The following is a 14,886-nucleotide window of genomic DNA, read 5'->3' as shown; positions in this document are numbered from 1 at the left end:
GCCGACAACAGCGATTTGTTTCATGTTGGTCTCCTGTTTAAGTTGAAATTGCTACCGTACCCCTAGCAGGGTGGAGGAGTCCATTCCATTGCTCTGACCAAAGCGGCTTGCGTTCGTCGATGTATTCGATCCATACTTCACCAAAGCTGACTTTTCCCAGCTGCTCCTTTTTTCTTTTTGCCTCATCAGCTGCCTTTTTATCTGCTGCGAGCTGGCGTGGGTCAATCCCTTGATCAGTTAATACCCTGAGATGCATTGCTTCTTTTTGCGCATTACCAAGTGGCCATGACTTTATGTTACCAATCGTCATGCGCAATGTTTTTCCGTGCAATTTGGTTTCAAAGATATACGACTTATTGCCGTTAATGGTCACCCGCAGGCCTAACCCTGGAGATTTTGCGTCCCAAAAAAGGGTTTGTGTCTTTCCTTGCTCACATTTGAAATCTTTAATTGCGGTTGCAGAAAAATTTTTTCGTTTCATTTTGTTCGGAGCAGTGTAGGAACTATGTAGGAAAATCTAATCTATTTAAATATATTTTAATCAATAAAAATCATAGCATGATTTGTATTAATATATTGATAACTAATAATATCGTATGCTTGGATAGACAAAGATCAACGATGATAAACAGGTAGTTGTTCGGACTGTGAATCCGACGGTCACTGGTTTGAGTCTGGAGTGGGAAGTTATCTATGGATAACTCGTTGCTCTATGATGAGATTGCCTGGCTGCGCTGAAGAGTGCGCCGGAGTCACCGCCGGACTTCGACTCCTGCTTCCACATAACGTACATTTTTCTTGCATCTCGCATGTCTGTGGGTTGTTGATTTGCCCAGATGATCATTCTGCTCCTCCTTAAAAAATCAAAAATATGTTCATCATTCACCGGTAGCCAATTCATTAAACATGACGTATTTTGCCTCTCCACCCATACTTCTGTAAAGGTGACACATGACTTCAGAAGAGATAGTGAGTAGAAAAATATGCAAGTAACACGGCACATAAAGTGCGCCTCCGTGATTAGGATCTGTTCATAAAATACCATCAGAGATAAAGGCGATAGTCTTACTAAGAAAATAAATGTATGGCTGCAATCTTTACCTTCGACGCATCATTGATTGAAAGCTTGGCAAACGTAGAACTCTCTATGTACAACAATTGGTATTGTGACGCTGAAAATACTTAACCTGGATGGCACTACGCATATCTTTATGTCACCGCTGGAATTCATGCAACGGTTGGCTGTGCTGGTTCTCCAGCCAAGGCTCAATCTCATTCGCTATCACCATGTACTCGCGCCGAATGCCAAACTGCACCCTGAAATTATTCCTGACAGCAAGAAAAACAAAAATAACCAATTTGATACGGATGACGATGCGCCACATTCTCCGGCTTCTGTGTGCATCAGTTGGGCACACCTGTTAAAATGGGTATTCGATATTGACATCGAGCATTGCGATGGAACCCTGAATATATCGCCGCCATCCTGGAATCCGGTGCAATCACTAAAATTCTTGACCATCTCGGCTCGTCCTCCCGAGCGCCGCCACGTTCACCTGTGCAGGTCCAGGGTCTTTTCGATCCCGTCTGATTCGTGGCTCATCTTTTTCAGCACATTTCATGATTAAGCTGACCATTCCGTCTAGGCGTCTTTCGCGTAATTAACAAAAAACGATCAAAAGTCAAACTATTTGCTGATGGTCTGACACAAATTTTGTGAATTTCTGATTAATTGCGGGTATGGTTTACAACCAAACCGTTCCCGAGTAGATTCAGATTCAGTGAAAAATGGCGTTTATTTATCCTATACACCGCTTACGGTCGGCTTATGCGGAACGATCTGAATTGGACCCACCTTCCGGATTTCTCCACCGTGTCCTTCCACGTAGGCTTTCAGGGCATTGTGAAGATCGGCCAGCAGCTTCTCCCGGTTCGCCGCCTTTACAGTGCTTTGGACGACATACCACACCCTGCGGGGATTGCTCGTGATGTATAATACAACGCACAGTCCCTGGCGCGAGATGCCAAGCTGAGGCAAAGTCGCAGCTCAGACGTAAGACAACACAAAGGAACTGCGCTTGAACCGCAAACTTCATCTGGAAAACCTCACTAAGGGACCATTACCGAGCCTGCGCTCGCCGCTTGGGGATCGATTTGGCTGACCTAACGACCTAATGTTAAAGCAAGAGATCAATCTGTTGCGATGACCCAGCTGTTCTTGAGGTGAAGAGTGAACGATTTTTTCAGACGATATCTGCTGCCCGGGTTCGTGTTCGAATCCGCAGTGATCGCCGGGGGCTACGCCACCGGACGCGAGCTGGTGGAGTTTTTTCTGCCAGCCGGACCCTGGGGCGGTCTGCTGGGCATGGTGGTGGGCATGCTCGTCTGGAGCGCGGTGCTGATGGTCAGTTTCGAACTGGCTCGCGTCGCGCGCGCCTATGATTACCGTTCTTTCTTCAAGCTGCTGCTCGGGCGTGGCTGGTTTCTGTTCGAGATCGCGTACCTCCTGCTGATCATCATCATTATGGCGGTCATGGGGGCGGCGGCTGGAGAAATCACCCATAGCCTGTTCGGCTCACCGAAACTGATCGGCTCGCTGAGCATGATCGCTGCCACTGGTTTGCTGCTGTTCTACAGCAGTGCGACCATCGAGAAATTTCTGACCCTGTCCGTCGGCTATCTCTATCTCGTTTACGTCGTTTTTGTCATCTGGAGCTGCATCGCGTTCGGCGATCGTATTGAAGCCAGCTTCGCGGCGGCGCCGCTTGGAGACAACTGGTTCAAGGCCGGCCTCACCTACGCCGGCTATAACGTCGCCACGATTCCCGCGGTTCTGTTTTGTATCCGTCATCTGAGCCGTCGTCGCGAAGCCATCGTCGCCGGAGCTCTCGCCGGTCCGCTCGGCATGCTGCCAGGCGTACTGTTCTACATCGCGATGATGGGCTTTTACGACGAGATCGGCGCGGTGGTGCTGCCCTCGGCCTTTCTGCTGGCCAAGTTGCAGGCGCCGTGGTTCGAGTGGGCGTTCCAGATCGCGGTGCTGCTGACGTTAGTGGATACCGGCGTGGCGATGCTCCATGCGATCAACGAGCGCGTAGCGAAGGTCTACGAGGAGCGATACCGGCTCATGCCTCAGATGCTTCGTCCGGCGCTCTCCGTAGCGCTGATGGTCGTCTCGGTGTACGCGGCAGCAGGTGTCGGTCTGGTCGACCTGATTGCGCAGGGCTATGGACTGCTTACCTACGCCTTCATCGTGATCTTGATAGTGCCGGTGCTCACTATCGGCATCTGGAAGCTTCGCCAGCCGACACGGATTCAAAGTTCGATCACGTTGCAGTCGGAGATTTAGTCTTCTTATCGCGATTGTGGAGCCCGACCTCGCGCGCAGGAGACGCGATCGGCACGAGACCCTGCTCTGGGTGGCTTAGCGCATCGAGGCAAGCCAATCGAGCATACGATTGAACGTGTCGGGATGCTCGGCCATGGGGATGTGCCGCGCGTTTGCGATCATCGTGGCGAATTTCCCCGTACTTGATGACTTCACGTGATGACATTCGTCCACGGCCTATCTTTCCTTCGCGTGGCCATTGACCAAGCAGGATCGCCTTGAACATCATCAGCACGTCAAACGGTTCCTGGCCTCCTCCATTCGTTAGTTCGCGCTTGTATAAACCCCTAAGACCCGGACGTAACTTCGCCCAATCAATCAATGTATCAATCTTCATCAGTACGCTGTCTTGCCTCAGACGTTGCGCCAATTCTATTGATCCAAAACTCATCTGCATCTTCTGCTCCAATCGTCTTTTACCTGGCGCCATTTTAGCTGTCTATTTGGTTAACGGGTAAGTTGTGCAGGAGTGTACGTCTTCAAAGCAATTTGGACTAATGTCTGCCTGAATTAAGAGAGGTGTTAGCTCATCAGGTTTGAGTTTCTGGATTGGTTATCGTAATACATTTGCCGACGCATAGCTAAAGTTCGACGTTTAATTTTCTCTCGTTCATTCAGAATAAATTGCCATCTACCAGAATATAAACATCAGCTGGTGTTAGATTATTGAGTGATTCATGATAGCGCTCATGATTGTAGTAATCGACAAACTGTCGAATACGGTCTTCCAGTTCATTGGGGAAGTAATAATTTTCCAGCAGAATCTGATTCTTCAGAGATCGATGCCAGCGCTCGATTTTACCTTGAGTTTGCGGATTAAAGGGTTTGCCACGTGTGTAACTCATATTCTTATCTTCAAGATAATGCACCAGCTCACTGGAAATATAACCCGGGCCATTGTCACTTAATAGTCGCGGCTTATGTTTAACCTTGATCTGGTCGAGTCCTGTAAAGCGTAGTGCATCATCCAGCGTGTCTGATACATCACGGGCGTTCATAGTGGCACAAAGCCGCCAGGCGATGATGAATCGAGAGAATCATCCAGCACAGTTGATAAGTAATACCAGCCCCAACCGGTTATTTTGAAATATAGTGAAACCAGACAATTTTGATTATAATTTAGAGATGGCCTATTCACTGGATTTCCGCCGTAAAGTCCTGTATGTCAGAGAGAAAGAAGGACTTACGATAGCCGGGGTGGCGGCCCGGTTTGATGTTGGCGTGGCAAGCGTGACGCGCTGGGTTAAGAACATCCATCGTAAACCTCAAGGGTTTCGCCAACGCAAGATTGATCTTGAGGTATTGCGGCAGGATAATTTCGATTATCCTGATGCTTATCAGTACGAGCGGGCAAAACGTTTGGGTGTGGCGCAGAATGCTATTTTTCTGGCGCTCAAGAAGCTTGGCGTCACCTATAAAAAACTCTGAAGTATCCCAAAGCGAGTGATCCCGCACGGGGCATCTTCCAGGAGAAGATGGCTACCTATGAAGCTGCAGGCCGGGCCATTGTTTACATTGATGAAAGTGGGTTTGCACAGGATGCGCCGCGCACGCACGGTTATGCACCTGCTGGTCAGAGATGTCATGACACGCATGACTGGCATGGGCCAGGTCGTATCAACGTGATTGGCGCCCTGATCGGAAAGCTATTGGTCACCGCCAGCCTGTTTGCACTCAATATCAATGCCGATGTGTTTCACGGATGGTCGGTGCAGGACCTGCTGCCTAAATTGCCGTCACATGCCGTCGTTGTGATGAACAATGCTACCTTCCATAAGAGGCAGGATACGCAAGAGGCCATACAAAACGCTGGGCACACCCTTGAATACTTATCCGCTTATTCTCCTGATCTAAATCCCATCGAACATAAATGGGCACAGGCCAAAGCACTGCGTAAACAACAAAACCAGACCGTTGAGATGCTTTTCAAATCCTATACATTCTGAATCATTCTTAACTGGTTAAGCTATAGCAAAGCTGCGAGAGAGTATTGCAGAACATATGCCCGAGATTATTAGTCAGATGGTAAGCAAAGCTAAAGAAGGTGATGCCCAGGCAGCCAGATTATTAGTGGAGCGGGTTATCCTGCAAATCTTTTCATCTGCGTGTCAACCAAAAATTTTTTGTTACGTTACTAAACAGATAAGGTTATAAATCATAAGTAGGAAAAAAGGAAGTATATTGCACTAACATTTGCTTTATAGAGAGGAAGAGTCAGATTAAAAAAGAAAGACAATTCTGAAAGAAAAGTTACCTATATTTCCTAATGCCTGTAATGTAATTATGAATAAGAGTACTTATTTTCTTATACACATACAAAGGAGTCGTTCCAATGAAAATTGCGCAAGTGTCACCCCTATGGGAAAGTGTGCCACCGAAGATGTATGGAGGGACAGAACGGGTAGTCTCTTACATAACCGAAGAACTCGTTCGCCAGGGACATGACGTAACATTATTCGCGAGTGGCGATTCCTTAACGAAAGCGAAACTGGAAGCTCCTTGCAATCAAGCACTTCGTCTCAACACTGGAATCTTTAGCCGGGAGGCCCCGCTAATTTCGATGATGGAACAGGTCTTCAGCGTGGCTGACCAGTTTGATGTGATCCATTCGCATCTCGATTTTTTGGCCTTTTCTCTTTCGCGGCGTTCCCCCGTGCCGGTGGTTACCACATTGCATGGGCGGTTGGACTTGCCGGAACTGGCGCCAGTATTCCGTGAGTTCTCCGAATTGCCCTTGGTTTCCATTTCAAATTCGCAGCGAAGTCCATTACCTTGGTGTAATTGGTTGGCTACTGTGTATCACGGATTGCCCAGCGACTTATACAGTGCTCATCCTGAACCGGGTCAATATTTGGCATTCCTTGGGCGTATTGCCCCGGAGAAGTGTCCAGACCACGCCATCGAATTGGCCAAGCGGGTCGGCATACCATTGCGAATTGCGGCAAAAGTCGATCAGGCCGATCGAGCTTATTTCGAACGTGTGGTCGAACCGTTACTGGATCATCCGTTGATTGAGTTTGTCGGTGAGGTGACCGATGTGCAAAAGAATGATTTCATCGGCAATGCTCTTGCTATGGTTTGTCCTTATGATTGGCCCGAACCGTTCGGATTGGTTTTGATCGAAGCGTTGGCTTGTGGTACGCCCGTGCTCGGATACCGCCGCGGCTCTATCCCCGAAATCATCGAACATAGGGTGACCGGTCTGATTAGTGAAAACCTTGATGAGATGACCAAACATGTCGAAGGCATCTCCTTGATCGATCGGCGGCGATGCCGCCAGGTATTTGAAGAACGGTTTACCGTCGAGCAGATGGTGCGGAATTATGTCCAGGCGTACCAACAAATACTGAGCGGGCCCCTTGAGATGGCGAGCAAAAAGCGAAACACGATTGCAGAAGGGATATCCGCGAAATGGCTATGAAAGAGAAGGATGTTACGGTGCAGTCTGCCACGAGTGGTTGGAGATTACTCTGGACCAAAGATTTTGGGATGCTCTGGGCCGGACAGGCCATTTCCCAGATCGGGGATGGCCTGAGCAAAGTGGCGCTCCTCTGGTTCGTCTATGAACTTACCGGGTCCGCACTCAAGATGACTGTGATCGGTCTTCTGCAGACCATTCCACCGTTGGTCTTTGGTCCTTTGATCGGCGTCTATCTGGATCGTCTGCCGAAAAAAATGGTAATGATTGTCGTTGACTTGGTGCGTACGCTGACCGTACTGCTCATTCCTTTATGTTATGCCTTTGACGTATTGACGCTCGAACGTCTCTATGTGCTCGTGTTCTTGAATTCGATTGTCTCCACGATTTTCGGGCCGGCGCTATCATCGGCCGTTCCCTTGATTGTCGATCGATCACAATTGACCTCGGCCAATGCGCTTATTCAAAGCACGACGAACGTCGGAGTTCTGTTGGGTCCGGCCTTGGGCGGCCTGGGCATTGCAGTGGTCGGAGTGCAGAACGTTCTGTATTTCAACGCCGTGGCATACTTTATTTCCGCGTTGTGCATCATTCCGATCGCCGTACGCGATAGTCACGTGGTCAAACGGCTGGAAGTCTTGTCTACCTCCATCATCAAGGATCTGGCCGTGGGGTTCCGGTTCGTCTTTATCCAACACCGAATTGTATTCGCTTTGATGATTACAGCCGTGCTCTATAATTTGGCTATCAGTGCTTTTGTGTTCATGCTGCCTGTCGTCGCGAAAGAAGTGTTGCAGGTCGGACCGCTCGAGTTGGGATGGATCTGGTCGGTATTGGGGATCGGAATGCTGGCGGCTTCCCTCTGGTTGGCGTGGGTACCACAAGGTGATTTTCGCAATCGCATCGGTCGAATCGCCAAGTTCCTGGCAGTGGGAGGTCTGGCGGTCTGCAGTCTTGGATTGATAGAGACGCCGGTGTTAGCGAACACAATGTTGCTGATCGGCGTCATCGGCGGCACCACATCGGTGTATTACCCAGTCGTGTCAGCCACGCTCCAGGAAGTCACGCCCGAACACCTCTTAGGACGTGTTTTCACCACGTTTAGTACCGGAGGAATGGCTTCTTCTATGGTTGGCATGGCGGGGTTTGGATGGGCTGCGGATGAAATCGGTCCGGCTGCAAGTCTGGTCGGTATCGGATTGGCCCTGTTGCTTACTGCAATGGTGACGATTCATGTGAGTCGTCGAGATTATGCTCCAGCCACGACCTAGTTATCCGGAATTTCTCTGGACCACGGGTTTGCAGAGCCCGTGGCCGCCGTATGATTGCCTTGTTTCATCTTCTCGCGCATGTGGTTCTCGTGCTTACCCAGTTTATCGTGTATTTCCGGTTTCTTTCGCAGCGGTGAATCGAATGCCATACAGTGCGGCGCGTGCAGCAGGGCAAATCCGTGGAGAGGGTTCGGACGTGATCCAGCATGAAGACGTGATGCCATGATTTCTTTCTTCCGTTCATTCAGATTTGCTGCATTGATCGCTCTGATATGCAGCATGGCGTTGGTAGATGGACGAATCCTGCTCGGCGCCGAATCTCTCGAAATCAAACCTGAGGTGGTGCCGAAGCTTAAGGAGACCGAATCGACGATCCATGAGTTTGAACATAAACTCAAGGAACTGGAACACGAGGCGGAGGATTCGGAAGCGAAACCAAAGGATATGGAATCGCACCAAAAAGAAGTGGAAAGGGTTGCCGACGAACGGCCATGCCCGCAAGTCAATCCGTCAGCAGACAACAAACCGGCGGAAAACGGCCAGTCGTCCACAGATCAGACGTCAACGGACAAAACCAAATTCGAGGAAGCCGAAGGGAAGAAATCGATACACTCCCTGATAATTACGGCCAAGCTAGCGCTCATGGCCGATTCCCGACTTTTTCCCTATGACATTGAAATTGACGCAAAAGGCAAGGATCTGGTCCTTCTCGGCAAGGTCACCAGCGACAGCGAAAAGCAGACGGCGGCAGATATTATCCGTTGTCTCGACGGAGTGCATGCGGTCGAGAATCGTCTGAAAGTGAATCCAAATGCCTCTCATGAGCTCGTCGTCGAGCGAGACAAAATCATCACTCAACTGATAAAAGAACGATTCGAAAAGAGTGGAACATTGCAAGCGGTGAAGTTCGATGTAAAAACGGAGGGAGGAGTCGTTACGTTGACTGGATCCACGCGATATCAGGTCATTATTCTGGAGGCGGCTCAGGCGGCTCGCCAAGTGCCCGGTGTCAAGGCGGTGAACACCGGTACCGTCCGGCTCATTACAGCTGAGTAAACGGCTCCATATCCATAGTGCCCAAGCTGGTTTCATTCCATGAATTCTAACTCACTATGAAACGATGCAACATGAATGAATCCAGGATGAGCCCGACAGTTAGATGGTCGCCGCAATTCCTCACACGAGACTTTACCCTCGTATGGTGGGGTCAGATGGTCTCGCAGGTCGGTGATGGGGTGTCCAAGCTGGCGCTACTGTGGTTCGTCTATGCCATTACCGGTTCTCCGCTTAAGACCACGATCATCGGCTTGCTGCAGACGCTCCCGCCGATTCTGTTCGGGCCTTTCATCGGGGTCATTGTCGACCGGCTGCCCAAGAAATTACTGCTGATCGGTAGCGATCTCATCCGTGCCGTGGTACTTGGTTTCATACCCTGTTTGATCTCGGTCGAATCCTTCAGCATTGAGCTTCTTTATATCCTGGTTTTCGTTCATGCGGTTGCCACGGCCGTGTTCGGACCGGCGCTGACTGCCTCGATTCCGCTCTTGGTCGCCCGGCATGAATTCACGGCGGCCAATGCGCTTTTACAGACAACGACGAGCATTGGCATCATCATCGGTCCCGCACTGAGCGGCATAGGAATCGCAACGATGAGTTCACAGGAGGTGCTCTGTATCAATTCCGTCAGTTATCTCGTCTCGGCCGCTTGTTTCCTGATTATTCGCTTTCCGGCAGCCGAATCGGCCTCCGCGGCGGTAACTTCGTTGACCAATATGTTTCAGGATGTGCGGGACGGATTTCGGTACGTGTTGTTCGATCAGCGGATGATCCTACTGTTAATTGGTGTTGCTATAGCCTACACATTTTCAGCAAGCGCCTTCAGCACTTTGTTCCCAGTGTTCGGGAAGGAGATGCTGGATTTAGGTCCGATCGAGGTTGGCTATTTTTGGTCTGTCTACGGTGTAGGGCTTTTGGTGATGTCGCTGGGGTTGGTCTCTCTGTCCGGTTGGCCGCTTTACCGGCGCATTCAAATGATGATGGTGTCCAGTCTGGTCAGTGGGTTCGCCATATGGGGGTTGATCTTGACTTCCAATCGTCTTCCCGCTGCGCTGCTCTTGTTCGTGATCGGCATAGGAGCTGGCGCGTTGACTCCGATTGCCTGGGGCATCCTGCAGGAGATCGCGCCGCGGGCAATGCTGGGACGTGTCCTGGCCATTTACAATCTTGGCGCGATGGTAGCAGCCATCGCAGGGATGACGTTGTTCGGCTGGACAACGCAAGAGATCGGGGAACTCCCGAGTGTCGTAGGAATCGGAACTGGATTCTTTTTGACCGCCTTCGTCTCGGCTTATGTCATCCGCTGGATGAGAACAAATTGGACGGAACAATTATTGCTGCCGAAGAGCCTGAGGCGATCAAGCTTGCGACGCAGCTCTCCACGCATTGACCAATAGTGCTGGGACGTGAGATTGAATGGTGTATTGAGCATGGTCGGTAAGAAGAGTATAAGGTGATAAGAGGAATTGGACTGCCGCGTGATCATTCGTCCGGGTCTGTCCATTGGATATTTGCGGATGAGATCGTGTAATCATTTCGGCAAGCGTATTGGAGGTTTTTGTGGAAGAGATTATCAACATCAATGAACAGTTTTATATTCTTGCCAGCTCGTCCATGGCGGACAATCGGACCCGGGTGCTCAAGCATGGAGAAACCTTCGGTGTCTTCGATCGCTATGGCGATATTCAACTGGTCGGTCATGGAACACAGGGCTTGTATCACGAAGGGACGCGGTTCCTGAGCCGGGAGGAATTGTTTCTGAACAATGGCCGGCCGATGCTGCTCAGTTCCACCATCAAGGAAGACAATGCGTTGTTGGCGGTCGATTTGACCAATCCGGACCTATATCACGAAGGCCGGCTCGACATTCCGCGGGGTAGCGTGCATGTCTTTCGCTCCCGGTTTTTGTGGAACGGAGTGGGGTATGAACGATTTCGTTTCTCGAATTTCAGTCTGGTCGCCATATCGATACAGATCGGACTCCGGTTCGAATCGGATTTTGCGGATATCTTTGAAGTCCGTGGCACAAAACGGCAACATAAAGGGAAGAAATTGCACGGGACGGTGGAAAAGGATGTTCTCGTCTTGCCCTACGAGGGACTCGACGGAGTGTTGCGTCAAACCAGGATCAAGTTTTCGCCGATTCCGACGGAACTCAGTGTGACGCAAGCGCTGTTTAATATGACCTTGGACCCAAAGGCCGAGATGTTGGTTACCGTCACGATCTGCTGCGATATCGGCGCGAACCTGCTGACCTGTTTTGCGTACGATGATGCAGTGGCCGAGACCGAGATGGAGCTCAAAGCCGAACAAAGCCAGGATTGCCTGATTCATACGTCTAACGAGCAATTCAATGAATGGTGGAACCGTTCGTTGGTGGACCTTCGCATGATGGTCACCGAGACGGCCGAGGGGCCCTATCCGTACGCTGGGGTTCCCTGGTTCAGCACGCCATTTGGCCGGGACGGCATTATTACGGCGCTCGAAGCGTTATGGATCAAACCGCAGATCGCTCGCGGGGTGCTCGGTTACTTGGCGTCGGCCCAGGCGAAGGAACTGAAGATGGCGCAGGATGCAGAGCCGGGGAAGATTCTGCACGAGACGCGAAAGGGGGAAATGGCCGCGCTGGGAGAGATTCCCTTTGGACTGTATTACGGCAGTGTGGATTCGACACCGCTCTTTGTCATGTTGGCGGGAGCCTATTATGAACGGACGGGCGACCTTGCGTTAATGCGCACCCTTTGGTCGAATATCGAACTGGCCCTTGATTGGATCGATACTTATGGTGATCAGGACGGGGATGGATTCGTGGAGTACAATCGAAAGTCCCAGACAGGACTGGATAATCAGGGCTGGAAGGATTCGAGTGATTCGGTTTTTCACGAGAACGGAGAACTAGCGGAGGGCCCGATCGCCTTGTGCGAAGTACAAGGCTATGTCTATGACGCCAAGCAGCAGGGCGCTAAATTGGCAGAGGCGCTCGGATTACCGGAACGAGCGAACGAACTCCGTCGGCAGGCGGAAAAACTGAAACAACAATTTGAAGAGGTGTTCTGGTGTGAAGACTTGTCCACTTACGCACTGGCGTTGGATGGACATAAAAAAATCTGTCGCGTGAGAACGTCCAATGCGGGTCACTGTCTGTACACTGGGATTGCTAGTCCCGACCGCGCCGTTCGGTTGGCCGCCACTCTGATGAACAATGATCACTTCAGCGGATGGGGGGTGCGCACGTTGGCGGATGGGGAGAGACGTTACAACCCAATGTCGTATCATAACGGCTCCGTGTGGCCTCACGACAACGCAATCATCGCAGCCGGTCTTGCCCGATATGGTTTGAAGGCTGACGTGGAAAAGATCATGACTAGCTTGTTTGATGCTAGCCTAGTCGTGGATTTCCACCGGTTGCCCGAATTGTTTTGCGGGTTTGTCCGCCGACCCGGCCAAGGCCTGACCCGCTACCCTGTCGCCTGTAATCCCCAGGCCTGGGCTGCGGCCTCCGCCTTCATGGGTCTTCAAGCTTGTCTGGGTATGTCGATTCATGCGTCTGAGGCCAAAGTGCACTTTACGTACCCGATACTCCCGGTATTCCTGCATGAGTTGCAGATCAAGAATCTGCAAGTAGGAAAGGCCTCGGTGGATCTGCTTGTCCGGCGGCATGAACTGGATGTCGGGATTATTGTCATGCATCGGCAAGGCGACATAGAGGTCGTGGTCGTCAAATAACAAGCCCTAAGCCCTCATTATAACCCCGGCATATTTCAAAATAAGATTAGATGGATTAACATCATAATTTTATTTCAAAATCAAACATGACAAAAGGCAAGCCCAAACAGCATAAATAATATGACAAGGTGAAATCGACAAAGTTAGGTTTGATTTAGAAATGGAATAAGATTAATCAAGGGGCTGTAGTAGATTAGCCTAATTGTTAAGCTAATCAAGTGAAGATAAGTGATTGTAGATTATTAAGGAAAGTACAGTTAAGGTTACTGGAATTTTTTGTGCTGGAAGTTACAGCAAGATCAGCAGCCAATATATTCGTAATACAACCTATTAGCGCCGCATTGTTTTAACGCAAAATACATGAAGTTATTGCTTATCATCTGGAGCAGGAAACCCACAAAATCTTTGATGATATAGTGGAGTTGGATGAGAGCTATATAGGTGGTGTTCGTAAAGGCAAACGTGGCCGTGGGGCTGCTGTTAAGGTGTATCTGGTAACGCTGGCGCATGGCGCGGCAATTAGAAATTGCCCTCCAGGTAAAACTATTCCTTCTTTTGAGATGGTTGACAGTATGGTAGGACTCTCAGAAGAAAGAGTTAACGAATGCCTCGATGAGTTGGAGGGATATGGCTTTCTTCCAAAAACCGAGGGAGATTAGCGCGACACTAGCTGCAGAAGCCTCTGGCCATAGATTATTACTTTTTCCTCTTTTTATTATTTACTCGGGTTCTTCTGGCAATTCCATCCAGTAAGTTGGACTGATTATACTCCGCGCGGTCATGGTTGCGGAAAATATAAACGAAAAAACTCCTTATAATTTAATGGTTTCAGCATTTTTAAAATCCGCAATTGTGACCGCGCCGAGTATAACTGTTTTCTGAATTCAATAAATTTCCTGATATTGTTGGTTACCTGTCCAAATGCAGAATAGTACAACAAGACTGTACGGTTAGCCGGCATCGTTTCGATGGGTTCCCAAGAATTCATGTCTCGTTTCATCTGGTAATATTCTACTAATTAGAAATGAATTTTTATCGCGTTTCCTCTTAAACTCATAAAACGTACTTGGTAGGTTCGATTGATATTAGGATCACAGCTAGACATAATTCTGCTTCTGAAAGTTACTCTAATAATCAAAAATTGCAAATACAAGTAAATGATTGCTGTTATAAAGTCACTACTCTCGGATGCAACAAAATATGAAGATAAAACATTGCTTAACACTTCATGGCAACTGGTGAGTTAGAACTCTTGCCAGATTTGTTTTGAAAAGATTTGGTAAATGATCATCAAGCTCAATGCCATTCTGCCTAAAATGAGCCCGTTAAACCCACAGTACCTGACAAAGAAGCAGAGTGTCTTCCAGAAAATAGTCGCTTTTATTGAGAAGTTTAAAGGCGTGGGTGGGCAGGTCTAACGGGTTCGCTTCATCCGTTTGGACGACCTTCAAGACTGTCGTGCAGTCAGCAGAGCTTCCTCCCTAATTCAGGGCGAATACAATGTAAACATTTATAGAATTTCTCGATACTTATTTACGGTTGAAATGTTGTTAAAATATTTAATAATTTAACGTGAGTTCGACATAAGAAAAGCTGTAAAAGGAACCTAAATTCCTTATGATGAAGTGGTTCTGGAAAAGAATTTGATCATGAGAGGAGTCAGGTTCCCATGGATACTATAACGATTTTTTGTGCGAGTGACGAATTTTGTAAAGAGTTTGAGCCGCGTTGGGAGCAATGCTTATTAGAGTCGTCGCTGAAACGGCGTCGGCGGCAAGAAGCGCTGTGTTTAAGCGAAGTCATGACCATCATGGTGAGGTTTTAATCTGTCGAATTACCGGACATTTAAGTCCTATTATCTGGACCACGTGTTGAAGTATCAATGGCTCTATTTCCCAGGGTTAGTGGGCTACAACCGCTTTGTTGAGTTCCTATAGCATATCCTCTATAAATTGATTATAATTTAGGGATGACCTATCCGATATTATTCCGCCGTAAAGTATTATCCGTTCGAGAGAAGGAGAACC

Annotated in this window: 12 protein-coding genes and 3 pseudogenes; 12 read left to right on the top strand and 3 right to left on the bottom strand. The window is 49.1% G+C overall.

Going from position 1 to position 14,886, the window contains the following annotated elements; genetic code table 11:
* Positions 1–37: 37 nt before the first annotated feature.
* Positions 38–481 carry an Arm DNA-binding domain-containing protein gene (locus tag BM122_RS17890; protein WP_074906913.1) on the bottom strand — a complete coding sequence of 148 codons (444 nt, stop codon included), beginning with the start codon at positions 479–481 and terminating at the stop codon, positions 38–40.
* 685 nt (positions 482–1,166) lie between these two features.
* On the opposite strand from BM122_RS17890, the gene BM122_RS17885 reads away from it, so the two are divergent.
* Positions 1,167–1,628, top strand: coding sequence for a transposase (locus BM122_RS17885; RefSeq protein ID WP_074906912.1), 462 nt, complete (start codon positions 1,167–1,169; stop codon positions 1,626–1,628).
* Between the two features lie 602 nt (positions 1,629–2,230).
* Entirely contained in the window at positions 2,231–3,349 is a 1,119-nt protein-coding gene (locus BM122_RS17880; RefSeq protein WP_074906911.1) for a YkvI family membrane protein, read from the top strand.
* Here BM122_RS17880 and BM122_RS25445 read toward each other — a convergent pair.
* A complete protein-coding gene (locus BM122_RS25445) occupies positions 3,327–3,818 on the bottom strand; it encodes a transposase (protein ID WP_256212184.1) in 492 nt (163 codons plus the stop codon). The two genes, BM122_RS17880 and BM122_RS25445, sit on opposite strands and share 23 nt — an antisense overlap.
* A gap of 92 nt (positions 3,819–3,910) precedes the next feature.
* A pseudogene (locus BM122_RS17870) lies at positions 3,911–4,478 on the bottom strand (transposase); the annotation flags it as partial.
* A 35-nt stretch (positions 4,479–4,513) separates the two neighbouring features.
* On the opposite strand from BM122_RS17870, the gene BM122_RS17865 reads away from it, so the two are divergent.
* From BM122_RS17865 to BM122_RS26615, 10 genes and pseudogenes are all read left to right on the top strand, one after another.
* Positions 4,514–4,816, top strand: coding sequence for an IS630 transposase-related protein (locus BM122_RS17865; protein WP_074906914.1), 303 nt, complete (start codon positions 4,514–4,516; stop codon positions 4,814–4,816).
* A gap of 47 nt (positions 4,817–4,863) precedes the next feature.
* Positions 4,864–5,334: a transposase gene (locus BM122_RS17860; RefSeq protein WP_256212183.1), complete on the top strand. Its 471-nt coding sequence runs from the start codon at positions 4,864–4,866 to the stop codon at positions 5,332–5,334.
* A 386-nt stretch (positions 5,335–5,720) separates the two neighbouring features.
* Complete coding sequence (locus tag BM122_RS17855; protein ID WP_074906909.1) at positions 5,721–6,809, top strand: glycosyltransferase family 4 protein; 1,089 nt, start codon at positions 5,721–5,723, stop codon at positions 6,807–6,809.
* Positions 6,800–8,077 carry an MFS transporter gene (locus BM122_RS17850; protein WP_218152146.1) on the top strand — a complete coding sequence of 426 codons (1,278 nt, stop codon included), beginning with the start codon at positions 6,800–6,802 and terminating at the stop codon, positions 8,075–8,077. The genes BM122_RS17855 and BM122_RS17850 overlap by 10 nt, the downstream gene beginning before the upstream one ends.
* Positions 8,058–8,303 (top strand): hypothetical protein, encoded by a 246-nt coding sequence (locus tag BM122_RS22705; protein WP_143083513.1) that lies wholly within the window; start codon positions 8,058–8,060, stop codon positions 8,301–8,303. The genes BM122_RS17850 and BM122_RS22705 overlap by 20 nt, the downstream gene beginning before the upstream one ends.
* Positions 8,304–8,356: 53 nt before the next feature.
* The gene (locus BM122_RS17840; protein ID WP_074906906.1) at positions 8,357–9,133 is read left to right on the top strand and encodes a BON domain-containing protein; all 777 of its coding nucleotides are present in this window, start codon (positions 8,357–8,359) and stop codon (positions 9,131–9,133) included.
* A gap of 56 nt (positions 9,134–9,189) precedes the next feature.
* A complete protein-coding gene (locus BM122_RS17835; RefSeq protein ID WP_143083512.1) occupies positions 9,190–10,530 on the top strand; it encodes an MFS transporter in 1,341 nt (446 codons plus the stop codon).
* 163 nt (positions 10,531–10,693) lie between these two features.
* Positions 10,694–12,859, top strand: a complete 2,166-nt coding sequence (locus BM122_RS17830; RefSeq protein ID WP_074906904.1) for an amylo-alpha-1,6-glucosidase — start codon at positions 10,694–10,696, stop codon at positions 12,857–12,859.
* Between the two features lie 218 nt (positions 12,860–13,077).
* A pseudogene (locus tag BM122_RS25440) lies at positions 13,078–13,347 on the top strand (IS1595 family transposase); the annotation flags it as partial.
* 1,181 nt (positions 13,348–14,528) lie between these two features.
* Positions 14,529–14,793 (top strand): annotated as a pseudogene (locus BM122_RS26615) (IS982 family transposase); the annotation flags it as partial.
* Between the last annotated feature and the right edge of the window lie 93 nt (positions 14,794–14,886).

It is taken from the genome of Nitrosomonas communis (assembly GCF_900114745.1).
Lineage (GTDB): Bacteria > Pseudomonadota > Gammaproteobacteria > Burkholderiales > Nitrosomonadaceae > Nitrosomonas > Nitrosomonas communis_A.
Note: the sequence above shows the minus strand (reverse complement) of the source record. Positions and strands in the feature narration are given on the sequence as shown.